The following is a 16,391-nucleotide window of genomic DNA, read 5'->3' as shown; positions in this document are numbered from 1 at the left end:
GCCGACCGCGGCGGGCCGCTCAGGCAGCGGCCAGATTTCTCCGAGGCCTTCCCGAGGTCCTCCCGAGACCTCCCTCAGGTGAGAGCCAGCACGTACACGAGCGCGGCGGCGGCCGAGGCGACCGTGCGGAGGTGGTTCCAGAAGGTCCACTCGCGCACATATCTCGGCCAGTAGGCGGCCGCCTCCGCAGTGCCCGGATCCAGCCGCAGCAGGGTGTCGTTGCGCGGCACGTTCGCCACCACGGTCAGTCCGAACGAGCCGAACAGATACAGCGCACTGCCCAGCAGCAGCTCCACCGTCCCGTCGTCCGGCCACAGCACGAAGGTCACCACGGCGATCACGGCGCACAGCACCGCCGACCCCACGAACACGGTCATGAACGCCGGCGTCACCGCCGCCACGTTGATCGCGTTCATCGCCGCGACGCCCTGCGCCGGCGGCAGGGCGGCGAGCCCTCTCATCACGAACGTCGAGAACGCGCAGAAGACCCCGGCCACCAGCCCGGTCCCCAGTACACCCAGCACGACCAGCACCAAGTACGGCCCGTGGATCATGCGCCAACCACCTCCCGCCTCGAATCGGGCGCCGCCACCCGCCCGCCACGACCGCGGCCCGCCATGCGCCGGCCGACACCTGCCCCGATCTCACCCATCCCACCCATCTCGCCTGTCTCATCCATCTCAGCCGACATCCATCCCGGCCGCTCGCCACCCGCCCAGCACCGTCTCCACGACCGCCGCGATTCGCCGTCGCGCCTCGTACCGCTGCACCCCGCTCATCAGCAACTGGTCGTACGGCGTGTCCAGGTGCCGTACGGACGCCACGACCGCCGAGACCACCGCCCCCTCGGTCAGCGCCCGCCCGGCCGCGCTCCGCCCGACCCGCCCGCTGCCGCGCAGGGAGGCGTGCAGGGCGATCGCCCGGGCCCGCTCGGCCGGGCAACCCGGGAAGAGCCGCCGGACCTCCGCCGCGAACGCCTCCGCGAACCGCGTGTCCTCGGTCGCCCTGTGCCGCGCGTCCCGCGCCCGGCGCCGCCGTCGCGCCTCGGCGTCCGCCAGACACCGCTCCTCGGCCCGCGCCAGCGCCCCCTCCTCGACGAGGACGCCCTGCCGCTCGTAGCGGCTCCTGCGCCGGTTGAAGCGCACCACCACCGCCGACAGCGTGCTCTCCTCGCGCGACCTGCGCGTCAGCGCGGTGTCGCCGCGCGGCAGGAAGACCAGATGTCCCAGGTCCGCGCAGTCGAGACAGCGTGGCACGCCCGCCTCCAGCACGAGCAGCGACAGCGGCCCGCGCCGGCACGCGGCACAGCGTTTGCGCCGCTGCGGCTGGATGACGAGAAGTCCGGCGTGGAACGAGGTAGTTGCGGGTCGCACCATATTCGGTTCCTTCCCCCCGGCGCCCGGGCCGGCACGCCATGGGGGTGGGGCCGCGCGGCATCATGGGCCCTGTGCGACTCGAAGCGATCACCTGGGACCGGCTCGGTGAGCTGCTCGCCGACCGGCTGTCCGAGCTGAAGCCCGCCGACGGCGGCTCCTGGCCGCGTGTCGCCTTCGACGGGGCCCCGGCGGCCCGGCCGGGCGACCTCGCCGAACGCGTCGCGCAGGCCCTGCGGGTGCGCGGTCGCCCCTCGCTGGTGGTGGGGACGGAGGGTTTCCTGCGCCCGGCCTCGCTGCGGCTGGAGCACGGCAGGCGGGACGTGGAGTCGTACTACAGCGGATGGTTCGACACCGGTGCCCTGTGGCGCGAGGTCTTCGGCCCGCTCGAAGCCGGCGGCACCGGCCGTGTCCTGCCCGACCTGTGGGATCCCGCCACCGACCGGGCCACCCGCAGCCCCCACGTCCAACTCCCGCCCGGCGGCCTTCTGCTGCTGCACGGCCCCCTCCTCCTGCGCCACTGGTTCCCCTTCGACCTGACCGTCCATGTCCTCCTCTCTCCGGGCGCCCTGCGGCGCCGCACCCCCGAGGCCGACCACTGGACGCTCCCCGCCTTCGAGCGCTACACGGCCGAGACCGACCCCGCCGAGACCGCCGACGTCCTGGTGCGCGCCGACGACCCCCGGCATCCGGCGTGGAACGGCTGACCGGCCACGGCAGCTGGGCGGGGCGTCTTCCCGTGAACCCTTTTATATGCGCGTGCATTTAATTATGCTGGCGCCATGACGATCTCCACAGACGATCGCGTCTCCTTCGACGACTCCGTCCGCACCCTCCTCGACGGCAGGAACTTCGCCGGCGTCGCCACACTCGGCCCCGACGGGGCACCGCAGAACTCGGTGGTCTGGATCAAGCGCGAGGGCGACACCGTGCTCTTCTCCTCCGTCGACGGACGCCAGAAGGTACGCAACCTCCGCCGCGACCCCCGCGTCAGCCTCTCGGTGTTCGACCTGGCGAACCCCTACACCTCGGCCGAGATCCGCGGCATCGCCGAGATCCTCCCCGACGAGGGCAAACGGCTCCCCTACGAGCTGTCGCACAAGTACCTCGGCACGGACCCGCCCGAGGAGAAGGACGACGAGGTCCGCGTGATCGTCAGGATCGTCCCGACGAAGGTCGTGGCCTTCTCGGCCTGACCGGCCCGTCGGCCGGGTTCAGAGCCAGCCGTTGCGCCGGAAGCCGCGGTACAGGGCCAGACACGCCACGGATATGACACCGATGACGAGCGGATAGCCGAACCGCCAGTGCAGCTCCGGCATGTGATCGAAGTTCATGCCGTACACCCCGCACACCATCGTCGGCACGGCGATCACCGCCGCCCACGCCGTGATCTTCCGCATGTCCTCGTTCTGCGCGACCGTCACCTGCGCGAGGTGCGCCTGAAGGATGGAGTTGAGCAGTTCGTCGAAGGCCGCGATCTGCTCCTTGGCCCGCATCAGATGGTCGAGGACGTCGCGGAAGTAGGCCTGTATCTCCGGCGCGACCACTCGGATCGGCTTGGTCGCGAGGTCCTCGATCGGGCGGCCGAGCGGCGCCACGGCCCGCTTGAGTTCGAGGAGTTCACGCTTCATCTGGTAGATGCGGCCCGGATCCACCCGCGCGCCGTTCTCCGCGAACACATCCGTCTCCACCTGGTCGATGTCGGCCTGCACCGAGTCCGTGACGGTCAGATAGTCGTCGACCACATGGTCCGCGATCGCGTGCAGCACCGCCGCCGGCCCCTTGGCGAGCTGCTGCGGATCCGACTCCAGCTCCTCGCGCAGCGGACCCAGGGAGCCGTGCATTCCGTGCCGCACCGTGACCACGAAGTCGTGGCCCACGAACACCATGATCTCGCCGGTGTTGACCACCTCGCTCGTCGCCGTCAGTTGCTCGTGCTCGACATAGCAGACCGTCTTGAACACCGCGAACAGCGTTTCGCCGTAACGCTCCAGCTTCGGCCGCTGATGGGCCTCGACCGCGTCCTCCACCGCCAGCGGGTGCAGGTCGAACAGCTCGGCGAGGCCCGCGAACTCACGGTCCGTCGGCTCGTGCAGCCCCAGCCAGACGAAGCCGTCTCCGCTCTTGCGCACCCGCTCCACGATGTCCACCAGATCGCCGTCCTCGGGGACCCGGACGCCGTCCTGGTACGTCACGCAGTTCACCACCGAGGAACCCAGCGGGGAGCGCGCGGGGTGACTCAGGTCGACCTTCGGCCGCCGCCGGGCCAGCCGCGCCACTCGGCGCAGGCCGCCGGCCCTGCCGAGGCCCGTGACCTTCCGCAGATTCCCTGCCATGGACATCTGGATCTCCTTGCGTGGATCCCCTCGCGTAACGCTTCCGCGCCTTGCCGAGCCAGTTTGCCAGTCCTGCCCGAGCAGCGGGTAAGCCTGTGGAAACGGGTGATTCCGCTTGGTTCCCGCCTGTGGACGAAACATTGGATGATCTCGGTATGACGCCATCCGATTCGACGCCGTCCGACGGGTATCTCCTCGACAACCGGCAGGACGAGGCGGGACAGCGCTTCGACGCCTTCGCCACCCTCTTCGACCCCACGACCTTCCGTCATCTCGAAGGACTCGGCATCGGCCCCGGCCTGCGCTGCTGGGAGGTGGGAGCCGGCGGCACCTCCGTGGTGTCCTGGCTGGCGGAGAAGGTCGGCCCCGCCGGCAGGGTGGTCGCCACGGACATCGACATCTCGCGGGTCGCCGCGGCCGCCCGCCCCCCGGTGGAGGCGCTCGTCCACGACGTCGGCGCCGAGGAGCCGCCGGGGGAGGGCTTCGACCTGGTGCACGCCCGGCTCGTCCTCGTCCATGTGCCGGACCGGGAGAGAGCGCTCCGGTCGATGGTCGAGGCGCTGCGGCCCGGCGGACGGCTCCTGATCGAGGACGCCGATCCCGCCCTACAGCCCCTGCTCTGCCCCGACGAGCACGGCCCCGCGCAACAGCTCGCCAACCGGCTGCGGCACGGCTTCCGCAAGCTGCTCGCCGACCGCGGTGCCGACCTGTCCTACGGCCGCAAGCTTCCCCGCCTGCTGCGCGAGGCCGGCTTGCGCGACGTGCAGGCCGACGCCTACTTCCCCATCGCCTCACCCGCCTGCGCCGTCCTGGAGTCCGCCACCGTGCGCCAGATCCGCGAGCGGCTCGTGACCGCGGGGCTGGCCACCGACGAGGACATCGACCGGCACCTGTCCAACATCGCCGCCGGCTCCATGGACCTGGCCACGGCACCGATGATCTCGGCGTGGGGGCGGAAGGCGTAGAGCGTCCCCGGTCAGTTCCCTCCGGGCCGGGCCGGCGCCGTCACCCGGGCGCCGACGGCCTGCCGCCCACCCGTTCCACCGCCCGAGCCCCCGCCCGGCAGCCCGCGACCGCCGCCTCCTCGGGGGCCGCGCCCGCGAGGAGCGAGGCGAGGAACGCGCCGGTGAAGGCGTCCCCGGCGCCCGTGGTGTCCCTCGGCGACGCCTGCGCGGCCGGGACCCGGGCCAGCAGGGCGCCGGACCGGGCCACCAACGCACCGTCCGCGCCCGCCTTCGCCACCACCAGCGGAACATGGCGGCTCAGCTTGGCCGCCGCGTCCACCGGATCCGGCAACCCCGTCAGCAGGGCCGCCTCGTCCCGGCTGGGCAGCAGCACGTCCAGCCGTTCGGCGAAGGCGAGGAACCGGCCCACCCCCAGCCGCGCGAGGAAACCCGCCGACGCCGGATCCAGGCTCACGGGCACACCACGGGCCCGCGCCGCCTCCAGGGCCACCGCCGCAAGTGCCCGGCTCGGCTCGGAGAACAGCAGATAGCCCGACAGATGCAGCCGGGCGACCCCGTCCAGCAGCGCGTCGGACCAGTCGGCGGGCTCCAGCCGCAGCGACGCGCCGCTGTCCGTGAGGAACGTACGCTCGGCCGACGCCCCCGTGTCGACCAGGCAGACCACCGTCCCGGTGGCCGCCTCCGGGTCGATGACGAGCCGCGGCCGCACTCCGGCCGCGACCAGCTCCCGTTCGTGCCAGGCCGCCGCTTCCATGCCCACCCGTCCCAGCAGCCGTACGTCCGCACAGCCCGTGTGGGCGGCCCAGCAGGCCACATTGGCGCCGGCGCCACCCGGCAGCGTCCGGATCGCGGCCACCGTGTCGGTGCCTGCCGCGAGCGGCCCCCGGTGCCGGGCGACGACGTCAGTGACGACGTCGCCGACCACCAGCAACGCCCCACCGCCGCGCGCCTGGCCCCCGGCGTCCGCCGTCACCCCCGCGCCCACGCCGCCGCGATCCGCGCCGCCAGCCGGACGTTGCCGCCCACCGCCGCGAGGTTGGCGTTCAGCGAGGCCCCGTCCGTGTGCCTGACCAGATAGTCGAGCAGGAACGGTGTGACCGCCTGGCCGGTGACGCCCTCCTCCTCGCAGGCGCGCAGCGCGTCGGCCAGCACACGCGCGTGCAGTTCCGGGTCGAGCTGCTCCTCCTCCGGGACGGGATTGGCGACGATCAGCGCCGACGCCGGCCCGCGGAGGCCGTCCTGCGCCCGCATGACCTCCGCCACCTGCTGGGGGGTCTCCAGCGTCCAGTCGACGGGGTGCCCGGAGTCGGAGAGGTAGAAGCCGGGGAAGCGGTCCGTGCCGTAACCGGCGACGGCCACACCCAGCGTCTCCAGACGTTGCAGGGTGGCCGGCACGTCCAGGATCGACTTCACCCCCGCGCACACCACCGTTATGCGCGTGCGCGCCAGCAGCCCCAGGTCGGCGGACTCGTCCTGCGTGAGCGTCCACTCCCGGTGCACACCGCCCAGCCCGCCCGTCGCGAACACCCGGACGCCCGCCAGGGCCGCCAGCAGTGCGGTCGCCGACACCGTGGTCGCCCCGCTCGCCCCGGCCGCCACCGCGAGCGGCAGATCCCGGTGGCCCAGCTTGCGGATCCCGTCCTCGTTCGCGACCCGCTCCAACTGCTCCTTGCCGAGGCCGATATGAGGCTGCCCGTCCAGCACGGCGATCGTCGCGGGTACGGCACCCTCCTGCCGTACCGCCTCCTCCAGCTCCAAGGCCACCTGCAAGTTGCGCGGGCGCGGCAGCCCGTGCGCGATGATCGTGGACTCCAGCGCCACCACGGGCCGACGCGCGTCGAACGCCTCACGTACTTCCTCGGAAACCACCAGCACCACGTGCCTGCCTCCTGTCAGTCCGCTCTTCCCTCATCTCTGGCGGGCCGGGCGCCCGGCTAAACGCTTGCGGTCTGTGGTGGCCACCACCAGCCTTGGCCGTATGACCGACAACAGCACACGTCTCGACCACGTCGTCCTATGGGTCAGCGATCCGGCCGCCGCGGCCGACTTCTACGAGAAAGCGGTCGGCCTCGAACCGATCAGAGTCGCCGAGTTCACCGCGGAGACGGTCTCCTTCCCCTCGGTGCGGGTCAACGAGGAGACCATCCTCGACCTAGCGCCCCACACTCTCGCCGAGCGCATGAACATGCTCCCCGGCTCCGCCGACAGCGCGGGCCACCCCGTCAACCACGTCTGCCTCTCCCTGCCGTCGGACGCGTTCGACGCGCTCCGTGCCCGGCTCGAGGAACGCGCCGTCCCGGTGTCCGAGATCGCGCACGACTCCTACGGCGCCCGCGGCAAGGCCAGGCGCAGCTTCTACTTCCGCGACCCCGACGGCAACGTCTTCGAGGCCCGGCACTACGAGTGACCGCAACCCCGGGCCACCCTGGGCCGCCCCGGGCCGTCAGAACAGCGGCTCGGGCAGCACGCCCTCCAGGGCGAGCAGCTTGCGCTTGGTCTCCAGCCCGCCCCCGAACCCGCCGATGCCGCCGTCGCTCTCGACGACCCGGTGGCACGGCACGACGACCGGCAGCGGATTGGCACCCATCGCCGCCCCCACCGCCTGCGCCGCGCCCGGCTGTCCCACCCGCCCGGCCAGGTCGCCGTACCCGACGACCGTGCCGTACGGGACGGCGGAGGCCAGCTCGCGCAGCACCTGCCGGTTGAAGCCGGATATCAGCGACCAGTCCAGCGGCAGCTCGAAGGCGTGCCGCTCACCCGCGAAATACGCCCGCATCTGGTGTGTCGCCTCGGCCAGCAGGGGGGAGCCGGGCGCCTCGACGGGCTCGGTGCCCAGCCGGGCCGCCAGCCGCTCCAGTGCCCGCTCACGCACCGTGTCGGTGGCGTGGAACACGACGTTGACCAGGCCGTCGCCGGTCGCCGCCAGCAGCAGGGGACCGATGTCGGTGCCGACGACGGCCCACACGACCCGCTGCTCGTACTGCCCATGGCTGTCCATGCGCCCCACGGTACGACCCGCCACTGACAACGCCCCGGCCACCGGCCGCGGGCTCAGGACCCGTCCAGCGCCGCCCGCACCACGTCGGGCCGGTTCGTGATCAGGCCGTCGACTCCGTAGTGGGCCACGTTCCGGGCGGTGACCGCGTCGTCGACGGTCCAGGCGAACACACCCATGGGCCTGCCGTGCGGTCCGTCGAACATGTGCACCACGGTGACGTAGCCGGCGGAGATCGATCCGTACGAGGGGTTGATCAGGTCGGCGAAGCCCGCGTACCGCTGGAGGCTGCCCACCGACGGCGTGCCGAGGAAGCCGGTCGTGACACCGGGCTTCAGGTCGTGGACGATGCGCAGGCTGTCCGCGCTGAAGCTCTGCACGATCAGCCGTCCCTGGTGCCCGTGGTCCAGCCAGCCCTCGTTGCTCAGGAGCTTCAGGGTCTGCCCCTCGATGCCCGGGTACAGCTCGGGGTTCTTGATCTCCAGAAGCAGCTTCTGGTGGTTGTGCTCGACCCGGCGCATGTACTCCTTCAGCGTGGGCACGCGCGTGCCCCTGTACGTGCGGCTGAACCAGCTGCCCGCGTCCAGGCGGGCGATCTCGGCGGCCGTGAAGTCCTTCACCTTCCAGGGCGCCCGGCCGGGGAAGACGTCCTCGACGTTCGTGGTGCGGGCGAGGCTGTCGTCGTGGATGACGACCAGTTCGCCGTCCCTGGTGCGCTGGACGTCGTTCTCGACCCAGGAGAAGCCCAGGCCGGCCGCCTTGTCGATGGCGGGCAGGGTGTTCTCCGGAGCGTAGGCGGAGGCGCCCCGGTGGGCGATGACCTCGGGGTGCCCGCCGATGTCGTCCGTCCGGGCGTGGGAGGTGGGGGTCAGCAGGGTGGCAGCCCCCAGGAGTGCGGTGGTCGTGGCGGCGACTGCGCGCGCGTGCATGCGTACTCCTCGCGTCGAGGCGGATGCCGACGGATACCGACTGATACCGATGAATACCCGGCGGAAGCCAACGAATGCGGACAGCATCAGCCTGACAGCAGAGGGTCAACAGTGGTGGGGTGTGTGATGGCCACGGATTGAATGGACTTGCCCAAGTCCGCTCACGGGTGCCGCACAAGTGGGGCAAGGGTGTGTTTCTTTGCCGGAAAATCGTTCGACCATTCCGGTGGGGGTCATACTCTCAGCGACACCCCTGGCCGCCGGAGCGGTCCTGGGCGGGGGCGCTCGTCATACATTCCGGGACGCAAGAGGGCGGGAGGGCAGCCGCACATGCAAGGCACAATCGACGGTTTCAGCTACGGGGTCGTCACCCCGTTGGTGGCCTATCTGATGGCGTGCCTGGGCGGTGCCCTCGGTCTGCGCTGCACCACGCGCTCGATGCTGGTGGCCCACTCCTGGCGTCCCGCCTGGCTGGCCCTCGGCTCGGCCGCGATCGGCTCCGGCATATGGACCATGCACTTCGTCGCGATGATGGGCTTCAGCGTCAAGGAGACGCCGGTCCACTACGACAAACCGATGACGTACGCGAGCCTCGGTCTCGCCATCGTCATGGTCGGCGTCGGGATCTTCATCGTCGGCTACCGGGGAGCCACCGGCACGGCCCTGTTCACCGGCGGCACGATCACCGGTCTGGGCGTCGCGTCGATGCACTACCTCGGCATGGCGGGCATGCGTCTGAACGGCAAGCTCGAGTACAACACCCTCACCGTCGCCGCCTCGGTGGTGATAGCCGTCGTGGCCGCCACCGCCGCCCTGTGGGCCGCCGGTCAGGTCCGGGGATTCCTGTGGAGCGTGGGCGCGAGCCTCGTCATGGGCCTCGCGGTCAGCGGCATGCACTACACCGGCATGGCCGCCCTCAGCGTCCACCTGCACGGTACCTCCGGGACGCCCGGGGGCGAGTCGCCCGCCGCTCTGCTCGCGCCCATGCTGATCGGCCCCCTCGCCTTCCTCCTCCTCGCGGGTGTCGTCGTGATGTTCGACCCGCTGATGGTCATGGGCAAGCCCGACTGGACCCGCGTCGAGCACAAGCCGGGCGTCCCGGCCGGCGCCGTGGCCCACCTGGACCGCCGCCCGTCGCCGCGCCCGGTCCGCCCGCAGGGGCACCGAAGCTCCCGCACCCCGCAGAACCGCTGATCAGCCCCCGTTGTCAGTGCGGGGTCGTACGGTTGACTCCATGCGGCCCGTTTCCCACATCGAACGCACGGTGGCGCCCTTCGAGGTCGTCAGCTCCTACCAGCCCAGCGGCGACCAGCCGACGGCCATCGCCGAGCTGGCCCGACGCATCGAGGCAGGTGAGAAGGACGTCGTCCTGCTCGGCGCGACCGGCACCGGCAAGTCCGCCACCACCGCGTGGATGATCGAGAAGCTCCAGCGCCCCACGCTCGTGATGGCGCCGAACAAGACGCTGGCCGCCCAGCTGGCCAACGAGTTCCGCGAGCTTCTCCCGAACAACGCCGTCGAGTACTTCGTCTCGTACTACGACTACTACCAGCCCGAGGCCTACGTCCCGCAGTCGGACACCTACATCGAGAAGGACTCCTCGATCAACGAGGAGGTCGAGCGACTGCGCCACTCGGCGACCAACTCGCTGCTCACCCGCCGCGACGTCGTCGTGGTCGCCTCGGTGTCCTGCATCTACGGCCTGGGCACCCCGCAGGAGTACGTGGACCGGATGGTCCCCCTCCGGGTCGGCGACGAGATGGACCGGGACGAGCTGCTGCGCCGTTTCGTGGACATCCAGTACACGCGCAACGACCTGGCCTTCTCCCGCGGCACCTTCCGGGTCCGCGGCGACACCATCGAGATCTTCCCGGTGTACGAGGAGCTGGCCGTCCGCATCGAGATGTTCGGCGACGAGATCGAGGCGCTCTCCACGCTCCACCCGCTCACCGGCGAGATCATCAGCGACGACCAGCAGCTGTACGTCTTCCCCGCGTCCCACTACGTGGCCGGCCCCGAGCGCATGGAGCGGGCCGTCAACGACATCGAGAAGGAGCTGGGGGAGCGCCTGGCCGAGCTGGAGAAGCAGGGCAAGCTCCTGGAGGCCCAGCGCCTGAGGATGCGTACCACGTACGACCTCGAGATGCTCCGCCAGATCGGCAGCTGCTCCGGCGTGGAGAACTACTCGATGCACTTCGACGGCCGTTCGCCCGGCTCGCCGCCCAACACCCTGCTGGACTACTTCCCGGACGACTTCCTGCTCGTCATCGACGAGTCGCACGTCACGGTCCCGCAGATCGGCGCCATGTACGAGGGCGACGCGTCCCGCAAGCGCACCCTGGTCGACCACGGCTTCCGGCTGCCCTCCGCGCTGGACAACCGCCCCCTGAAGTGGGAGGAGTTCCAGGAACGCATCGACCAGACCGTCTACCTGTCGGCGACCCCGGGCAACTACGAGCTGTCGCGCGGGGACGGCGTCGTGGAGCAGATCATCCGCCCCACGGGCCTGGTCGACCCGGAGGTCGTGGTCAAGCCCACCGAGGGCCAGATCGACGACCTGGTGCACGAGATCCGCAAGCGCACGGAGAAGGACGAACGCGTCCTGGTCACCACGCTCACCAAGAAGATGGCCGAGGACCTCACGGACTACTTCCTGGAGCTCGGCATCCAGGTGCGCTATCTGCACAGCGACGTCGACACGCTGCGCCGCGTCGAGCTCTTGCGCGAGCTGCGCTCCGGCGAGTTCGACGTCCTGGTCGGCATCAACCTCCTCCGCGAGGGCCTCGACCTGCCCGAGGTGTCCCTGGTGGCGATCCTGGACGCCGACAAGGAGGGCTTCCTGCGCTCCGGCACCTCGCTGATCCAGACCATCGGCCGCGCGGCGCGCAACGTCTCCGGCGAGGTCCATATGTACGCCGACAAGATCACCCCGGCGATGGAGCGGGCCATCGAGGAGACCAACCGCCGCCGGGAGAAGCAGGTCGCCTACAACAAGGCCAACGGCATCGATCCGCAGCCACTGCGCAAGAAGATCAACGACATCGTCGCCCAGATCGCCCGCGAGGAGGTCGACACCGAACAGCTGCTCGGCTCCGGCTACCGCAAGCTGAAGGACGGCAAGGCCGCCAAGGCCCCGGTGCCGGCGCTCGGCGACAAGGCGGCCAAGGGCGCGAAGGCCGGCAAGTCCGCGAAGGGCAAGGCCAAGGACGCGGTGCCCACCGACCGTCCCGCGGCCGAACTCGCCGAGCAGATCGAGGAGATGACCGAGCGCATGCGCGCCGCCGCCGCGGATCTCCAGTTCGAGATCGCGGCCCGGCTGCGTGACGAGGTCTCCGAGATGAAGAAGGAGCTGCGCCAGATGAAGGAGGCGGGCCTGTCCTGAGCCCGGGCCGCCTCGACCGGCCCCGATGCCCGCGTGGAGTGCGGTGTGTTGCAACACCGACACAAAGCGCGGGCCGGGGGTCGGCACTGTCAGCGCCCCTGCGTAGGGTCTTGGTCAACCGCGCGCACTGCGGCAACAGGGGAAATCCGAGAGGGGACACCGCCGTGACCGTCAACATGACCAAGGGTCAGGCCATCAGCCTGGAGAAGAAGGACGGGGGCAGCCTGACCGCGGTTCGCATGGGTCTCGGCTGGCAGGCGGCTCCCCGACGCGGTCTGTTCGGCTCGCGCACCCGGGAGATCGACCTGGACGCCTCCGCGGTGCTGTTCGCCGACAAGCAGCCCGTCGACGTCGTGTTCTTCCGCCACCTGGTCAGCGACGACGGATCCGTGCGGCACACCGGCGACAACCTCGTCGGCGGTGTGGGCCAGGGCGGCGACGACGAGGCCATCCTCGTCGACCTGCAACGCGTCCCGGTCCACATCGACCAGATCGTCTTCACCGTCAACTCCTTCACCGGCCAGACCTTCCAGGAAGTGCAGAACGCCTTCTGCCGTCTGGTCGACGAGACCAACGGCCAGGAGCTGGCCCGCTACACGCTGGCGGGCGGTGGGGCGTACACCGCCCAGATCATGGCCAAGGTGCACCGGTCGGGTTCGGGCTGGACGATGACCGCCCTGGGCACCCCGTCCAACGGCCGTACCTTCCAGGACCTGATGCCGGCGATCCTGCCGCACCTGTAGCGAGCTCGACGACCTGCGCACGACATACGACCAGGGGGGACAGGCGATGACGGCCGAGCTGGTGCGGGGGCAGAACCACCCGCTCTCGCAGGTCCGGCTGGAGATCCGGATCATGGCCGGGGCACCGGTCGTGGCCGGGGCCACGCTCGGCGACGACAGCGGCAAGGTGCAGGGCGTCGAGTGGGTCGCCCACCCGGGCGCCCCCACCCTGCCCGGCCTGGAGGTGTCCCGCCAGGCGGCCGCCGAACACCGTCTCGCGGTGGACCTGGCCGCCATGCCCGAGCACGTGCACCGTGTCGACGTGCTGCTGGCCCTGCCGACGGGGACGGGCGGGCCGCTCCGCTTCGGCGCCGTCGACACCCCCACCGTCGTCGTCACCGACCTCGACGGCACTCAGGTCGCGCGCTACACGATCACCGGCCTGGACGCGGAATCGGCCGTCGTCGCCCTGGAGCTGTACCGCAGACAGGACGCCTGGAAGGTGCGTGCCGTCGGCCAGGGTTACGCCGGCGGCCTCGCCGCGCTCCTCACCGACCAGGGCCTGCCTCAGGCCGACGAACTCGCCGGCAGCATCCAGGAGGCGGTGGCGCGAGGCCTGGCCCGTTCCATACCGGCGCCCGAGCCGCATACGGCGGACGGGGACCGTTCGCGGCAGGCGACGACTCCCGCGCCCGGCTTCGACCCGCCGGGCCCGGCACCCCAGGGCGTCCCGGAGGCGGTACCGCCGTGGCCCCCGCGACCCTACGACGGGCAGACGCCGGCCGTCGGCGCCGACCCGTCCGGGCCCTCCGGCGGCCCCGTCGACTACACGCATCCCGGGCGCCACGCGGCCCCGCCGGCTCCCGCACCCGAGCCGCCCCCTGCCCCGTCGGGTCAGCCCGCGGTGCCGGTCGCGGGCGACGCGGTCGGCTGGTCCATGGACGAACGGCTGTACAACCAGGTCTGGGGCATGTTCGAGGACCTGGCCCGCACCACGGCCGCCTACCGCAGCGCGGTCGACTTCGCCGACTCGCGCCTGGAGAAGGAGCTCGACCGGGTCCTGTCCGACCCGCGCAACCGGCTCGGTTCGGCGGGCGACGCGGCACGCGAGGCGGCCCGCACCAAGCGCGACGAGCTCGTCGACCAGGCACAGGCGGCCCTCGACCGCGACCTCGTCCAGCTCACCTTTGAGGCCGAGGTCGTCGAGCCCGCCCTCCCGCCGGCCTACGCCGGCTGGGACAACCCCGTCTGGCACGGTTACCAGGTCCCGGCGGAGCCGCCGCTCGCCCTGCGCCTGGGCGAACTCCACCTGCCCGAGAGCGCCCCGCTGCGCGTCCCGATGCTGGTCCGGCTGCCGCTGGAGCGCGGCCTGTGGATCGACAGCGGCCGAGTGACGGCACCCGACGGCACGGTCACCGAGCCGGACGAGCTGCGGCACCTGGCCATGGAGACGGCGGTGGCCCTCGCGACCCGGCTGCTCGCCGTACACCCGGCGGGGGAATTCGGCGTCCAGGTGATCGATCCGGCCGGTTCGGCGGCCCAGGCGCTGTTCCCGTTGGTGCGCAGCGGTGTCCTCGCCGCTCCGCCGGCGGCAGGTGCCGCGGGAGTGACGGGCGTCCTGGAGCACCTCATCCAGCGCGTCGACCTGGTGCAGATGGCGGTGCGCGGTGGCGCCACCGAAGCACTGCCGCCCGGTCTGGACACGGCCCGGCAGCTGCTGATCGTGACCGACTTCCCGCACGGCTTCGACGACCGGGCCGTGACCGCACTGCGTTACCTCGCGGACGAGGGCCCGGCCGTCGGCGTGCACCTGCTGATGGTCGCCGACCGCGAGGACGCCGCCGCCTACGGCCCTTTGCTCGACCCGTTGTGGCGTTCCCTCATGCGACTCACTCCGCTGCCCGACGACCATCTCGCGGATCCCTGGGTCGGCCATGCCTGGACGTACGAGCCTTCGCTCGTGCCGCCCGGCAGCGAGGTGCTCCACCACGTGCTCAGCAAGGTGGCGGCAGCTTCTCCCAAGCATAGGTAAAGCGCATCTGAGCTGGGATTTTGATCATTTCTTTGCCAATCGCTTTACTCTTCCTTGGTGATTGGGGTACTGTCTTCCGTACGGAGGGGAGTACTCCCTGACTGCGGCGTACCCGTCAATACGGATCGGACGAGATCCCGGGGCGTCGGCCCATCGCGGGTGGAAGAGACCTCCGACAGCGATGACGCTGACCCTTTGCCGTTACGTACTGCCGGAGGCACAGTGGAAGTTTCCGCCACCCTGTGGGTCCTGACCATCGTCGGCCTCGCCGCTCTCGTCGCGGTCGACTTCTTCATCGGGCGCAAGCCCCATGACGTGTCCATCAAGGAAGCCGGGATCTGGACCGTCGTCTGGATCGCCCTGGCCGGGCTGTTCGGCGTCGGCCTGCTCGTCTTCGGCGGCGGACAGCCCGCCGGAGAGTTCTTCGCCGGCTTCATCACCGAGAAGTCGCTGAGTGTCGACAATCTCTTCGTCTTCGTCCTGATCATGGCGAAGTTCGCCGTGCCCTCGCAGTACCAGCAGCGGGTGCTGCTCGTCGGAGTGCTCATAGCCCTGGTCCTGCGGGCCGTCTTCATCGCCGCCGGAGCAGCGATCCTCGGCAGCTTCTCGTGGGTCTTCTACCTCTTCGGTGCCTTCCTGATCTGGACCGCCTGGAAGCTCATCCAGGAGGCCCGGGCCGACGAGGAGGACGAGGAGTACGAGGAGAACAAACTGCTCAAGGCGGCCGAGCGCAAGTTCGGCGTGGCCGACCGCTACCACGGCACCAAGCTGTGGATCCAGCAGAACGGCAAGCGCGTCATGACGCCGATGCTCGTCGTGATGCTCGCGATAGGTACGACGGACGTGCTGTTCGCTCTGGACTCGATCCCCGCGATCTTCGGCCTGACGCAGGATCCGTACATCGTCTTCACCGCGAACGCATTCGCCCTGATGGGCCTGCGCCAGCTGTACTTCCTCATCGGCGGCCTGCTGAAGAAGCTGGTCCACCTCTCCTACGGCCTGTCCGTCATTCTCGGCTTCATCGGCGTGAAGCTGGTGCTCCACGCGCTGCACGAGTCCGGGGTGCACGTCCCGGAGATCAGCATCCCGGTCTCGCTCGGCGTGATCTGTGCGGTCCTGGCCGTCACCACCGTCACCAGTCTCATGGCGTCCAGGAAGCAGGCGGCGCTCGGGACGGCGCAGTCAGGCGGCGAGAGCGCTCCGAAGGACAGCATCGACGCCTGACCACGTCGGACGTAGCGACAACCAGCACGGGGAGCGGTGCGTGGCGCATTGCCGACCATCGCTCCCGGTGCTTCGTTGGGTGCTGAGCGTGTCCCCGGCCCGGGGGCGCCGTTGCCCGGCGGAGGCGTCCGTGAAGTTCGTCCAGATCATCGAGTTCGAGACCGACCGCATCGAGGAGATGAGGCAGCTTTCCGACGACATGGAGAAGCGCTCCGCAAGCCGCGAGAACGGTCCCACCCGCCGCCTCGTCCTCGGGGACCGCAACCAGCCGGGCCGCTATCTCGCGGTGATCGAGTTCGACTCGTACGAGGAGGCCATGCGCAACAACGACGATCCCGAGACAAGCAAATTCGCCGAGCAGATGACCGCCCTGTGCACCCGGCCGCCGTCCTTCACCGACTGCGACGTGGTGGACATGAGCGAGTTTGGGTAA

17 protein-coding genes are annotated in these 16,391 nt (G+C 70.7%); 10 read left to right on the top strand and 7 right to left on the bottom strand.

Going from position 1 to position 16,391, the window contains the following annotated elements; genetic code table 11:
- Positions 1 to 74: 74 nt before the first annotated feature.
- A complete protein-coding gene (locus ABZ915_RS32775) occupies positions 75 to 554 on the bottom strand; it encodes an anthrone oxygenase family protein (protein WP_361810753.1) in 480 nt (159 codons plus the stop codon).
- A gap of 126 nt (positions 555 to 680) precedes the next feature.
- On the bottom strand, positions 681 to 1,376 hold the full coding sequence (locus ABZ915_RS32770) for a DUF2293 domain-containing protein (RefSeq protein ID WP_361810751.1): 696 nt from the start codon (positions 1,374 to 1,376) through the stop codon (positions 681 to 683).
- A gap of 62 nt (positions 1,377 to 1,438) precedes the next feature.
- On the opposite strand from ABZ915_RS32770, the gene ABZ915_RS32765 reads away from it, so the two are divergent.
- Both ABZ915_RS32765 and ABZ915_RS32760 read left to right on the top strand, forming a co-directional pair.
- Positions 1,439 to 2,080 (top strand): uridine kinase, encoded by a 642-nt coding sequence (locus ABZ915_RS32765; protein ID WP_361810749.1) that lies wholly within the window; start codon positions 1,439 to 1,441, stop codon positions 2,078 to 2,080.
- Positions 2,081 to 2,155: 75 nt separating this feature from the next.
- Complete coding sequence (locus ABZ915_RS32760) at positions 2,156 to 2,569, top strand: PPOX class F420-dependent oxidoreductase (protein ID WP_361810747.1); 414 nt, start codon at positions 2,156 to 2,158, stop codon at positions 2,567 to 2,569.
- Between the two features lie 18 nt (positions 2,570 to 2,587).
- Here ABZ915_RS32760 and ABZ915_RS32755 read toward each other — a convergent pair whose 3' ends face one another.
- Positions 2,588 to 3,715 carry a magnesium and cobalt transport protein CorA gene (locus ABZ915_RS32755; RefSeq protein ID WP_361810745.1) on the bottom strand — a complete coding sequence of 376 codons (1,128 nt, stop codon included), beginning with the start codon at positions 3,713 to 3,715 and terminating at the stop codon, positions 2,588 to 2,590.
- Between the two features lie 149 nt (positions 3,716 to 3,864).
- Here ABZ915_RS32755 and ABZ915_RS32750 point away from each other — a divergent pair, with 149 nt between their 5' ends.
- A complete protein-coding gene (locus tag ABZ915_RS32750; RefSeq protein ID WP_361810743.1) occupies positions 3,865 to 4,674 on the top strand; it encodes a methyltransferase domain-containing protein in 810 nt (269 codons plus the stop codon).
- Positions 4,675 to 4,714: 40 nt separating this feature from the next.
- On the opposite strand, the gene ABZ915_RS32745 is transcribed toward ABZ915_RS32750, so the two are convergent.
- Positions 4,715 to 5,659: a PfkB family carbohydrate kinase gene (locus ABZ915_RS32745; RefSeq protein ID WP_361810741.1), complete on the bottom strand. Its 945-nt coding sequence runs from the start codon at positions 5,657 to 5,659 to the stop codon at positions 4,715 to 4,717.
- Positions 5,644 to 6,552 (bottom strand): pseudouridine-5'-phosphate glycosidase, encoded by a 909-nt coding sequence (locus tag ABZ915_RS32740; RefSeq protein ID WP_361810739.1) that lies wholly within the window; start codon positions 6,550 to 6,552, stop codon positions 5,644 to 5,646. The genes ABZ915_RS32745 and ABZ915_RS32740 overlap by 16 nt, the downstream gene beginning before the upstream one ends.
- Before the next feature lie 100 nt (positions 6,553 to 6,652).
- On the opposite strand from ABZ915_RS32740, the gene ABZ915_RS32735 reads away from it, so the two are divergent.
- Complete coding sequence (locus ABZ915_RS32735) at positions 6,653 to 7,081, top strand: VOC family protein (RefSeq protein WP_361810737.1); 429 nt, start codon at positions 6,653 to 6,655, stop codon at positions 7,079 to 7,081.
- A 36-nt stretch (positions 7,082 to 7,117) separates the two neighbouring features.
- On the opposite strand, the gene ABZ915_RS32730 is transcribed toward ABZ915_RS32735, so the two are convergent.
- Positions 7,118 to 7,672 carry a methylated-DNA--[protein]-cysteine S-methyltransferase gene (locus ABZ915_RS32730; RefSeq protein WP_361810735.1) on the bottom strand — a complete coding sequence of 185 codons (555 nt, stop codon included), beginning with the start codon at positions 7,670 to 7,672 and terminating at the stop codon, positions 7,118 to 7,120.
- A gap of 53 nt (positions 7,673 to 7,725) precedes the next feature.
- Complete coding sequence (locus tag ABZ915_RS32725) at positions 7,726 to 8,598, bottom strand: glycerophosphodiester phosphodiesterase family protein (protein ID WP_361810733.1); 873 nt, start codon at positions 8,596 to 8,598, stop codon at positions 7,726 to 7,728.
- A gap of 330 nt (positions 8,599 to 8,928) precedes the next feature.
- On the opposite strand from ABZ915_RS32725, the gene ABZ915_RS32720 reads away from it, so the two are divergent.
- From ABZ915_RS32720 to ABZ915_RS32695, 6 genes are all read left to right on the top strand, one after another.
- A complete protein-coding gene (locus ABZ915_RS32720; protein ID WP_361810731.1) occupies positions 8,929 to 9,792 on the top strand; it encodes an MHYT domain-containing protein in 864 nt (287 codons plus the stop codon).
- Between the two features lie 40 nt (positions 9,793 to 9,832).
- Entirely contained in the window at positions 9,833 to 11,980 is a 2,148-nt protein-coding gene (gene uvrB, locus ABZ915_RS32715; protein ID WP_361810729.1) for an excinuclease ABC subunit UvrB, read from the top strand.
- A 164-nt stretch (positions 11,981 to 12,144) separates the two neighbouring features.
- Positions 12,145 to 12,723: a TerD family protein gene (locus ABZ915_RS32710; protein ID WP_361810727.1), complete on the top strand. Its 579-nt coding sequence runs from the start codon at positions 12,145 to 12,147 to the stop codon at positions 12,721 to 12,723.
- A gap of 46 nt (positions 12,724 to 12,769) precedes the next feature.
- Positions 12,770 to 14,734 carry a TerD family protein gene (locus tag ABZ915_RS32705; RefSeq protein ID WP_361810725.1) on the top strand — a complete coding sequence of 655 codons (1,965 nt, stop codon included), beginning with the start codon at positions 12,770 to 12,772 and terminating at the stop codon, positions 14,732 to 14,734.
- Between the two features lie 222 nt (positions 14,735 to 14,956).
- On the top strand, positions 14,957 to 15,958 hold the full coding sequence (locus ABZ915_RS32700) for a TerC family protein (protein WP_361810723.1): 1,002 nt from the start codon (positions 14,957 to 14,959) through the stop codon (positions 15,956 to 15,958).
- A gap of 130 nt (positions 15,959 to 16,088) precedes the next feature.
- Positions 16,089 to 16,391 carry a hypothetical protein gene (locus ABZ915_RS32695; RefSeq protein ID WP_361810721.1) on the top strand — a complete coding sequence of 101 codons (303 nt, stop codon included), beginning with the start codon at positions 16,089 to 16,091 and terminating at the stop codon, positions 16,389 to 16,391.

Source organism: Streptomyces sp. NPDC046915 (assembly GCF_040644935.1).
In the GTDB taxonomy this organism is placed as follows: Bacteria; Actinomycetota; Actinomycetes; order Streptomycetales; family Streptomycetaceae; genus Streptomyces.
The sequence above is the reverse complement of the archived record's forward strand: the minus strand, read 5'-3'. Positions and strand labels throughout refer to the sequence as shown.

Coding starts and splice junctions, on each gene's coding strand:
- ABZ915_RS32770 (WP_361810751.1), bottom strand. CDS start 1,376: ATGGTGCGACCCGCAACTACCTCGTTCCACGCCGGACTTCTCGTCATC.
- ABZ915_RS32775 (WP_361810753.1), bottom strand. CDS start 554: ATGATCCACGGGCCGTACTTGGTGCTGGTCGTGCTGGGTGTACTGGGG.
- ABZ915_RS32730 (WP_361810735.1), bottom strand. CDS start 7,672: ATGGACAGCCATGGGCAGTACGAGCAGCGGGTCGTGTGGGCCGTCGTC.
- ABZ915_RS32755 (WP_361810745.1), bottom strand. CDS start 3,715: ATGTCCATGGCAGGGAATCTGCGGAAGGTCACGGGCCTCGGCAGGGCC.
- uvrB (WP_361810729.1), top strand. CDS start 9,833: ATGCGGCCCGTTTCCCACATCGAACGCACGGTGGCGCCCTTCGAGGTC.
- ABZ915_RS32765 (WP_361810749.1), top strand. CDS start 1,439: ATGGGCCCTGTGCGACTCGAAGCGATCACCTGGGACCGGCTCGGTGAG.
- ABZ915_RS32735 (WP_361810737.1), top strand. CDS start 6,653: ATGACCGACAACAGCACACGTCTCGACCACGTCGTCCTATGGGTCAGC.
- ABZ915_RS32750 (WP_361810743.1), top strand. CDS start 3,865: ATGACGCCATCCGATTCGACGCCGTCCGACGGGTATCTCCTCGACAAC.
- ABZ915_RS32705 (WP_361810725.1), top strand. CDS start 12,770: ATGACGGCCGAGCTGGTGCGGGGGCAGAACCACCCGCTCTCGCAGGTC.
- ABZ915_RS32720 (WP_361810731.1), top strand. CDS start 8,929: ATGCAAGGCACAATCGACGGTTTCAGCTACGGGGTCGTCACCCCGTTG.
- ABZ915_RS32760 (WP_361810747.1), top strand. CDS start 2,156: ATGACGATCTCCACAGACGATCGCGTCTCCTTCGACGACTCCGTCCGC.
- ABZ915_RS32725 (WP_361810733.1), bottom strand. CDS start 8,598: ATGCACGCGCGCGCAGTCGCCGCCACGACCACCGCACTCCTGGGGGCT.